Source organism: Pseudofrankia coriaricola, from assembly GCF_032027725.1.
In the GTDB taxonomy this organism is placed as follows: domain Bacteria; phylum Actinomycetota; class Actinomycetes; order Frankiales; family Frankiaceae; genus Pseudofrankia.
Genome location: NZ_JASNFO010000026.1, coordinates 121,640 through 131,176, shown reverse-complemented (window position 1 = coordinate 131,176; position 9,537 = coordinate 121,640). Strand labels below are relative to the sequence as shown.

Genomic DNA, 9,537 nt, shown 5'->3' with positions numbered 1-9,537 from the left:
CCTATTCGAGGTAGTCGCGCAGCTTCTGGGAGCGCGACGGGTGACGCAGCTTCGAGAGAGTCTTCGACTCGATCTGCCGGATCCGCTCCCGCGTCACCCCGAACTCCCGACCGACCTCCTCCAACGTCCGAGGATGCCCATCCGTCAACCCGAACCGCAGCTGGATGACCTTCTTCTCCCGATCCGACAACGTGTGCAACACCGAGTCCAGCTGCTCCTGCAACAACAGGAAACTCGCCGCGTCCACCGGCACCACGGCGTCGGAGTCCTCGATGAAGTCCCCGAGGTGGGAGTCCTCCTCCTCACCGATCGGCGTCTCCAGCGAGATGGGCTCCTGGGCGACCTTCTGGATCTCCCGGACCTTGTCCGGGGTCAGGTCCATCTCCTTGGCGATCTCCTCCGGGGTGGGCTCACGGCCCAGGTCCTGCAGGAGCTGCCGCTGGATCCGGATCAGCTTGTTGATCGTCTCGACCATGTGGACCGGGATCCGGATCGTCCGCGCCTGATCCGCGATCGCCCGCGTGATCGCCTGCCGGATCCACCACGTCGCATACGTCGAGAACTTGTAGCCCTTGGTGTAGTCGAACTTCTCGACCGCCCGGATCAGACCCAGGTTCCCCTCCTGGATCAGGTCCAGGAACAGCATCCCCCGGCCGACGTACCGCTTGGCGATCGAGACCACCAGCCGCAGGTTCGCCTCGACGAGCTTGCGCTTGGCGACATCGCCGTCGCGGGCGACTGCCTCCAGGTCGACGCGCAGCGCGACGGTCACCCGCCGCGCCTCGCCGAGCTTCTCGGTCGCGAACAGGCCGGCCTCGATCCGCTTGGCGAGGTCGACCTCCTCCGCGGCGGTCAGCAGCGGGACCTTGCCGATCTCCTTGAGGTACATCCGCACCGGGTCGGACGTGGGCGCCTTCGCGGCGAGGTCCGCCTCCTCGCGGCGGCGGCGAGCGAGCGTGTCAGCGGCCTCGCCGGAGTCAGAGCGAGGGTCGAGGATCTCGATTCCCTCGTCGTTCAGGAGCGTCATCACCTGCTCGGTCTGCTCCTGCGGCAGCTCGGCGGCCTGGATCGCCACCGTGACGTCGTCGGTGGTGAGAAAGCCGATCTCCTTGCCCCGGGCGACGAGGTCCTTGACCTCGTCGACCTGGGCTACACGCGGCAGGACGGTCTGGGTGCGCATGGGCGGAATCTCGTCACTTCCTTCTCGGCGGGATCGACCCAGGTCACGTGGCACCGCTGCCTCGTCCCCGGAGCTCCTTCTTGTACTGTTCGAGCGCTATGAGCTCGCCGAATGCCTGGTTGAACGCCTCGGGGTCGGTCACCGGGTTCAGCCGCTGGACCCGCGACTTCACCTCGTTGATCCGGCGGTCGACGGCGACTTCCTGCACCCGCGCGAGCTGAGCGGCGACGTAGCCGTCGTCGACCTCGTGGTCGACCAGCATCGGCTCGACCGCCAGCGCCGTGACCAGCCGCGCGACGGAGTCGTGCGGAGTCGCGGCGACGACCATGCCCACCCAGCTCGCCACGTCACCGGCGGCGGCGAGCCCGGCGGACACGCCGCCGGCGGCGGCGATCGCCCCGAGCACCGCGCGGTGCTCGGGCACGGTGAACACCTCGGCGTCGAGCTCGTCGAACATCGGCCCGGCGAGCCCGGGGCACTGCAGGGCGATCTTGAGCGTCTCCCGCTCGACGATCACCACAGGGGTGTCCGGGCCGCCGGCCGCGCCGCCGCGGGCGCCCCGCTGGGCCGCAGGCGAGCCGGCGCCCTTGCCCCCGCGCCGGACGGGCGGGCCGTCGAGCATCGGCGCCGACGGATGCTCGGTGACGCGGCGCAGCACGAACTCCTCGTCGTTGAAGCCCGTCCACCGGTCGAGCTGGATGGCGTAGCGCTGCCGCAGCGACCAGTCCTTGATCCGGTTGACGATCGGGGCGGCGGCGTCGAGCGCCGCGACCCGGCCCTCGATGCTGTCGAGGTCGTGGCGGCCGAGCACCTGCCGCAGCGCGAACTCGACCAGTGGCACCCGGCTCGCGACGAGCTCGCGCACCGCCGCGTCGCCGCGGGCCAGCCGCAGGTCGCACGGGTCGAGCCCGGACGGCTCGACGGCGACGTAGGTCTGGGCGACGAAGCGCTCCTCGTGCTCGAAGGCGCGCATCGCCGCCTTCTGGCCGGCCGCGTCGCCGTCGAAGGCGAAGATCACCTCACCGCGCTGGGCGTCGGAGTCCATCAGCAGCCGGCGGACGGTGCCGACGTGGTCCGACCCGAACGCCGTGCCGCAGGTCGCGACGGCCGTGGCGACGCCGGCGAGATGGCAGGCCATCACGTCGGTGTAGCCCTCGACGACGACGACCTGGTAGCGGCGGGCGATCTCCCGGCGGGCGAGGTCGGCGCCGTAGAGCAGGTGCGCCTTCTTGAACAGCGGCGTCTCGGGGCTGTTGAGGTACTTGGGCCCGGCCTTCTCGTCGTCGTCCGCGAGCCTGCGCCCGCCGAAGCCGACGACCTCGCCGGACAGGTCGCGGATCGGCCAGACGAGCCGGTGGCGGAACCGGTCGACCAGCTCGCCGCGGGCACCCCGCTTGGCCAGCCCGCCGAGCTCCAGCTCCTCCGGGGTGAACCGGCGGGCGAGCAGGTGGCGGGTCAGCTCCTTCCACCCCTGCGGGGCGTAGCCGACACCGAAGTGGGCCGCGACGTCGGCGTCGAAGCCGCGGGCGGCGAGGAAGTCCCAGCCCGCGCGGGCCGACGCGGCGGTGGACAGCTGCTCGGCGTAGAACTGGGCGGCGACGCGGTGGGCTTCCAGGAGGCGATGGCGCTGGCTGACGACCGAGCGGCTGGTGGTGCCGCCGCCCTCGTAGGTGATGGTGACGCCGGCCTTGCGGGCGAGCCGCTCGACGGCCTCCGGGAAGGTCAGCCCGTCGATCGCGCGGACGAAGCCGATGACGTCGCCGCCCTGCTGGCAGCCGAAGCAGTAGTAGACCCCGGTCGACGGCTTGACGTTGAACGAGGGCGTCTTCTCCTCGTGGAACGGGCACAGCCCGCGCAGGTTGCCGCTGCCGGCCGGGCGCAGCTGGACGTGCTCGCCGATGACGTCCTCGATCCGGGCCCGCTCGCGGACGAGGGCGATGGCCTCATCGGGGATGCGTCCGGTCAACGGTCCCTCCCCTGTGCGTCCGGCCCGTGCCAGGTCAGTCGACGAGCGGGCTCGGTCGACGGCGAGGACCCGCCGCGTGCCGACGCCGAGGAGGCGAGACGGGCGCCCGCCAGGCATGAGAACCTGACGCGCTCGCCCAGCACATCAACCACCACCCGGGCACAGCACAACGGCGCACATGGTCGCCGCCCACACAAGTGCCGCCCACACAACCCCTACGCGCCGATGGTACTTGTCGCGAACGCGACGGTACCGATCATGCCAGAACGGTGGCTGTCGTGAGGGGCGCTCCGTCACCTTCACGACAGCCACCCGCCGGGCGCTGAACGTCTCCTCGGACGGGAGAGGCATCCAGGCCTCACAGCACGCGGGGGAGCGGACGGCCGAGCAGCTGGGCGTGCAGCCGGCCGGCGCTCGCGTCGGTGAAGCGGGCCACCTGGTCGATTACGATACGCAACCGCGACGGGTCGTCGGGGGCCGCCCCCCAGCCCGGGCGCAGGAGTGGCTCCAGGGTGCCGGGCGCACCCGCGGCGACGAGCTCGACGAGCTCGGCGATCACCTCGCGCTGGCGCGCGCGCCGCGCGTCCCCGGAGCGCAGGCCGATGACGAAGTACCAGGCCACTCCCTTCAGCGCCAGGCACTCGGCGCGGATGTCCGCGGGGACGACCAGATCCGCCTGGTAGCGGCGCAGCGGCCCGCCGCCGAAACGCTCCCTGGTCGCGGTGTGGGCGGCGGCGGCGAAGCGGGCCACCAGCTCGCTTGTCATCGTGCGCAGCGCGGCGAGGCCGGCGGCGGACGTGGGACTGGGCGCGCCCCACCAGGGCTGAGCGGCCAGCCGCGCCAGCGCCTCGGCGATCGCCGCCGTGTCGGCGCCGTAGAGGCCGGCCGTGTAGTCGGCGAGCTCGGCCCGCCCGGCCGGCGCGAGGATCGCCGAGAGGTCCACCAGGCCGCCGACGACGCCGTCCTCGAGGTCGTGCACGGAGTAGGCGACATCGTCGGCCCAGTCCATGATCTGCGCTTCCAGGCTGCGCCGGCTCTCGGGGGCGCCAGCGCGGGTCCAGTGGAACGCCGCCAGGTCGTCGTCGTAGACGCCGTACTTGCGCGCGGCCAGGTCCGGCTGGTCGCAGCCGGAGCCCACCACGCCGGTGGCGCTCTCAGGCCGCGGCCAGGGGTACTTCAGCGTCGCGTCGAGGGTGGCCCTGGTCAGGTTCAGCCCGCCAGGTGCTCCGGTCTCGTCGACGGTCTTCGCCTCGAGCCTCGTCAGCTCGCGGAAACTCTGTGCGTTGCCCTCGAACCCGCCGCAGGCCGCCGCGGCGACGTTGAGCGCCCGCTCGCCGTTGTGACCGAAGGGAGGGTGACCAAGGTCATGCGCAAGGCAGGCGGCGTCGACCAGATCGGGGTCCGCCCCGATTGTCGCAGCTAGTTCCCGGCCAATCTGCGCCGTTTCCAGAGAGTGCGTGAGCCGGGTGCGGGGGAAGTCATCGTCCAGAGGCCCCATGACCTGCGTTTTTGCGGCAAGTCGCCGCAAAGCACTCGAATGCAGTACACGGGCACGATCCCGGGCGAAGGCACCCCGATCGTCCGGTGTAGCCTTCGGGCGCTCGTCCAGTCGACGTTGTACGTCCGCGTCGTCATACCAGGTCACCATGGATCCAACCTCGCCGGCTGAGCATTTCGAGAGGAACCCGCTACCTGGGGTCGACGCAGCGACCATACTTTGTGCCGCACCCCCTAGCACTCGGCCCGGAGGCCCGCCGTGAACAACATCGTCAAGTATTTGATCATTGCCTTCGTGCTGTTCTTCGTGGTGACCCAGCCGGACAGTGCGGCGAGCATCATCTCCAAGGGCATCGACGGGCTTCAATCCATCGGCAACGGTGTGTCCGACTTCGTCACCCAGACCGCCCTGTGACCAGCGCCAGGCGCCGGTACTCCCCCGCCTGTCGAGCCAGTCGGGCCGGGTATGGACGGCGGGGGTGGGGTGTGGGCGCAGGCTGGCGGTCTGGCCAGACTGATCGATGACGTCAGCTGAGGCGCGCGGCGGCTGGCGCCGCGCGTCAGGCACCACCGGCCTGCCCCGCTCGGCAGGGACCGTGGGTGCGAGCGAAGGCTCGCGGCCCGGCCGGGCCGGCCGGGGACGTCACCAGGGCGACGCCGTGGCTTCGCCACCGGGATCGCGCCGCAATCCCGCTCCTACATCCTGATCTGTCTGGGACACTGCCGCTGTGGTGAGACTCCGCCTTCCTGACCCCGCAAACCGCGACCTGAAGTACCTGGCCTCCCAGGAGCGGCTCGTTTCGATGGTCCGGCTGCACTGGGCCATCCTGCTGCGCGTCTGCGCCGAGACCGCCGGCGCCATCGCGCTCGCGCTCGCGGTCAACATCTTCCTGGCGGTCCGCGGCGGCGGCACGTTCATCACCACGCTGCTGTGGTACTTCGCGCTGTTCATGATCCTGCGCGCCCTCTGGCGGATCACGGACTGGCACATGGACCACCTGATGATCACGGACAAGCGGCTGCTGAAGGTGTCCGGGGTCTTCGTGCGCAAGGCCCAGACGATGCCGCTCAGCAAGATCACCGATATGACCTACACCCGGGACCCGCTGGGCCGCGTGCTCGGCTACGGGGAGTTCAAGGTCGAGTCCGCCGGCCAGGACCAGGCACTGAACAGGCTGCCCTACATCCCCAAGCCGGACCAGCTCTACATCACCCTGCTCGACATGACCTTCGGCGGCGGCCCAAAGCCCGCCGAGGACGACTAAGGCGCTCCCGTGCCGGACGCTCCGCGCCCGGCACCGGGCGGCGCCCTCGGGCGCTGAGCCTAACCTCCCAGCAGACCTCCCAGATCGCTTCGCGATCCGGCAGGGACCCCGGCTTCGCGATCCGGCAGGAACCCTGCTCGCCATGTGGTTCCGGGCCCCGGCATATGACGGTGGCTGGACTGGCGCCGGCCTGACGACGTGGTTGGGTTGGCACTGCGCTGATGCGCGGTCGCCTTCTGTGTCTGGGTTACGGACATTGCTCGCCAAGACGATTTCGGCCCCCGCCGCGAGAGCTCGTGACGGGGGCCGAATCACAGGGGGCGTTTGCTAGGCCAGCAGGGCTCGGGCGGCCTCCGCGATGTGCTTGGCGGAGATGCCGGCGAAGTCGAGCAGCTCCTCCGAGGTGCCGGAGCCGGGCAGCTCGCGCACGGCCAGGTGGCTCAGCCGCAGCGGGGCGCTCCCGTCGCCGAGTGCCTCGAGCACCGCGCCGCCGATCCCGCCCTGCGGCCAGTGGTCCTCGGCGACGACGATCCGTCCGGCGGTCGCGTTCGCCGCCTCCACCAGCGTCGCCTTGTCGACCGGCTTGATCGAGTACAGGTCGATCACCCGGGCGGCGATGCCGTCCGCGGCGAGCGCGTCCGCGGCGGCGAGTGCCTGGTACAGGGTGACGCCCGCGCCGATGAGCGTGACCACGTCGGCGTCCGAGCTGCGCAGCACCTTGGAGCCGCCGGGCGCGAACGGCTCGTCCGGCCCATAGAGCACCGGGTAGGCGCCTCGGGTGGTGCGCATATAGCTGACGCCGTCGAGGTCCGCCATCGCGGCGACGAGCTTGGCCGTGCTGGTCGCGTCGCTCGGGTAGAGCACGGTCGACCCGCCGATCGCCCGCATCATCGCCAGGTCCTCCAGCGCCATCTGCGACGGCCCGTCGGCGCCGATCTCCACACCGGCGTGCGAGCCGGAGAGCCGGATGTCGGCATGCGAGACCGCGGCCATCCGGATGAAGTCGTACGCGCGCGAGAAGAACGCCGCGAAGGTGGACGCGAACGGCACGTAGCCGCGCACCTGGAGGCCCACCGCGGCGGCGACCATCTGCTGCTCGGCGATGAACATCTCGAAGAACCGCTCGGGGTGGGCCTTCTTGAAGTCCTCGGCGTGCGTCGAGTTGCTCACCTCGGCGTCCAGGGCGACGACGTCGCCGCGCGCGCCGACGGCCGCCAGCGCCTCGCCATAGGCCTTTCGGGTGGCCACCTTGGTGCCGATCTCCCATGTCGGCAGCGTGACCCGCACGTCGGCCCGCGCCGCCGGCCGCGGCAGCGACTGCCCGGGCACCGGGCCGCGCACGCGCAGGTTGCGCTCGCCACCGAGCTCGGCGATGGCGCGCTCGGCCATGTCGGCCGGCAGCGGCTTGCCGTGCCAGCCCTCGTGGTCGGCGATCTCGCTGAACCCGTCGCCCTTGATGGTGCGGGCGATGATCGCCACCGGGCCGTTGTATCCGTCGGCCTCGGTGAGCGCCGCGTCGATCGCGTCGATGTCGTGACCGTCGATCTCGATCGTCTTGATACCGAAGGCGCTCACCCGCTGGGCGTAGGTCGCCAGGTCCCAGCCGAGCTCGGTCGGGCCGCGCTGGCCGAGCCGGTTGACGTCGATGATCGCGACCAGGTTCGACAGCTCGTAGACGGAGGCCTTGTCGAAGGCCTCCCACATCGAGCCCTCGGCCATCTCGCTGTCACCGCAGAGGACCCAGACCCGGTAGGGGCTCTTGTCGAGGTACTTGCCGGCGATCGCGACGCCGACCGCGTCGGGCAGGCCCTGGCCGAGCGAGCCCGTCGCCACGTCCACCCAGGGCAGCACCGGCGTCGGGTGGCCCTGCAGCCGCTGGCCGAACCGGCGGTAGCCGGTCATCAGCTCCTCGTCGGTGACGACGCCGACGGCCTTGTAGACGGAGTAGAGCAGCGGGGACGCGTGCCCCTTCGAGAAGATCAGATGATCGTTCGCCGGGTCGCCCGGGTTGTCCCAGTCGTAGCGCAGGTGACGGGCGACCAGCACGGCCAGCAGGTCTGCGGCCGACATCGACGACGTAGGGTGCCCGGAACCCGCCGACGTGCTGGACCGGATCGAGTCGACCCTCAGCTGTTGAGCGAGTTCGCGAACCGTTTCCAGGTCGGCCACGCCCACCGCTTCGGACACGGGACTTGCCACGCCTGCCTCCTCCATAGCGACGCCGGCGGCAGGTCCACATCGACCCGCCCGTCGTCGCACTACCCGGCGTCTAAGCGTTCCGAACCGTACCAGCGCGGCCGGTGGCCTCTATGCCCGCCAGGCCACGGGGATGTGCGTCACATCCCGAGTTCCGGCAGCCTTCAGCGGCGCGACGAGAACAGTCGCGCACCGCCCGCCGCCCAGATACGCCGCGTCGGGCGCGGGCATCAGTTCCGGCCACCAGCCACTGGCCGGCCAGAGTCGCGTCGCCAGCGGACACCGCGCCCTGACCAGCGAACCACATCGCCAGACGGCCACGACAGACCTCACGCGAAGTTTGTTGGAGCAAACAGCAAACTGGCCACGACCGAAGCTCCCCGGCTGGGGTGAACACCACGAAAAGCGCGGGCCACGGGGACACTCAGGTCCGCTACCTCGTGCGGATTGCGGACGCGCGGGCTCAGGAGCCGTTAGTGATCCTGGGGACAACCGAACCTCCCAGATCGCTTCGCGATCCGGCAGGAACCCCGGCCGGGTGTGCGAAGGAAGATCATTTTCGCGCACCCTTTGGCCCTCTAGACGGCGGGGTGGCTGGCGCCGGACGGGGTTGCGCGGTGAAACAGCTGGTAGAAGCGGTATCCGATCGCCTCCCGCACGATGTAGCGGGCCTGGGTGTCCCACCCCCGGTTCGCCGGACCGGTGCGGGTCGGCGAGGTGGTCGCCTTCAGGCCCAGGTCGCGGGCCATGGCCACCGAGCGCAGGCAGTGCCACCGATCGGTGACGACCACCGCGCTGCGCAGTGACCGCGTGTTCATCTCCCCCGCGACGGCGACCAGCGACTGGAGGGTGTCCCGTCCCTCCGGCACCGCCAGTACCGCCGAGGCTGGTACGCCCTGCTTGACGAGGTAGGACGCGCCGACGCCAGCCTCGGAGAACGGGTCGCCAGGGATCCGCCCGCCCACGGTGATCACCAGTGGGGCGACGCCCGCGCGGTAGAGCTCGGCGGCATGGTCGAGCCGGGCCGCGAAGACCGCCGACGGCCGGCCGTTGTACTGCGACGCACCGAGCACGACCAGGGCGTCCGAACGGGGCCGGTGGTCCTGGCTGCCGACCCACCACACCTGCCCGATCGTGACCAGGGCGAAAACGATCACCCCGGCCAGGAGAGCGAGCACACCACGCGCCAGCCACAGCCACCAGGGCGCGCGCAGCCCGCGCAGCAGGCCCGGCCGGCGGCGCGGGGTGGACGCCGGTGCTGGCGTGGCCGGCACGGGGGCCGTGGGCGGCTCGGCGCTCGCGGCCGGCATCCTGCCCATCGCGCGGCGGCCAAGGGTTCGGATCACTGGACTCCTCCGCCGCAGACCCTATCGGCCGGACTTACACCGCTTTGCGTGGGACACCCGCTCAGCCCGCGACTGTGCCTCGCGTCC

At 71.0% G+C, this 9,537-nt stretch carries 7 protein-coding genes; 2 read left to right on the top strand and 5 right to left on the bottom strand.

Features of this window, described 5'->3' with window-relative positions; translation table 11 throughout:
* Position 1: 1 nt before the first annotated feature.
* From QOZ89_RS15165 to QOZ89_RS15155, 3 genes are all read right to left on the bottom strand, one after another.
* Positions 2-1,180 (bottom strand): RNA polymerase sigma factor, encoded by a 1,179-nt coding sequence (locus tag QOZ89_RS15165; protein ID WP_312624071.1) that lies wholly within the window; start codon positions 1,178-1,180, stop codon positions 2-4.
* Between the two features lie 43 nt (positions 1,181-1,223).
* A complete protein-coding gene (gene dnaG, locus QOZ89_RS15160; RefSeq protein WP_312624070.1) occupies positions 1,224-3,146 on the bottom strand; it encodes a DNA primase in 1,923 nt (640 codons plus the stop codon).
* A gap of 358 nt (positions 3,147-3,504) precedes the next feature.
* Positions 3,505-4,794 (bottom strand): deoxyguanosinetriphosphate triphosphohydrolase, encoded by a 1,290-nt coding sequence (locus tag QOZ89_RS15155; RefSeq protein ID WP_071047300.1) that lies wholly within the window; start codon positions 4,792-4,794, stop codon positions 3,505-3,507.
* A gap of 108 nt (positions 4,795-4,902) precedes the next feature.
* Between QOZ89_RS15155 and QOZ89_RS15150 the strand changes: the two genes are divergently transcribed.
* Both QOZ89_RS15150 and QOZ89_RS15145 read left to right on the top strand, forming a co-directional pair.
* Complete coding sequence (locus QOZ89_RS15150) at positions 4,903-5,058, top strand: hypothetical protein (protein ID WP_007520190.1); 156 nt, start codon at positions 4,903-4,905, stop codon at positions 5,056-5,058.
* Between the two features lie 313 nt (positions 5,059-5,371).
* Positions 5,372-5,908, top strand: a complete 537-nt coding sequence (locus QOZ89_RS15145) for a PH domain-containing protein (protein ID WP_071047299.1) — start codon at positions 5,372-5,374, stop codon at positions 5,906-5,908.
* 327 nt (positions 5,909-6,235) lie between these two features.
* On the opposite strand, the gene QOZ89_RS15140 is transcribed toward QOZ89_RS15145, so the two are convergent.
* Both QOZ89_RS15140 and QOZ89_RS15135 read right to left on the bottom strand, forming a co-directional pair.
* Complete coding sequence (locus QOZ89_RS15140; RefSeq protein WP_312624069.1) at positions 6,236-8,107, bottom strand: transketolase; 1,872 nt, start codon at positions 8,105-8,107, stop codon at positions 6,236-6,238.
* A gap of 575 nt (positions 8,108-8,682) precedes the next feature.
* Positions 8,683-9,450: a YdcF family protein gene (locus QOZ89_RS15135; RefSeq protein WP_241841545.1), complete on the bottom strand. Its 768-nt coding sequence runs from the start codon at positions 9,448-9,450 to the stop codon at positions 8,683-8,685.
* Positions 9,451-9,537 lie beyond the last annotated feature (87 nt).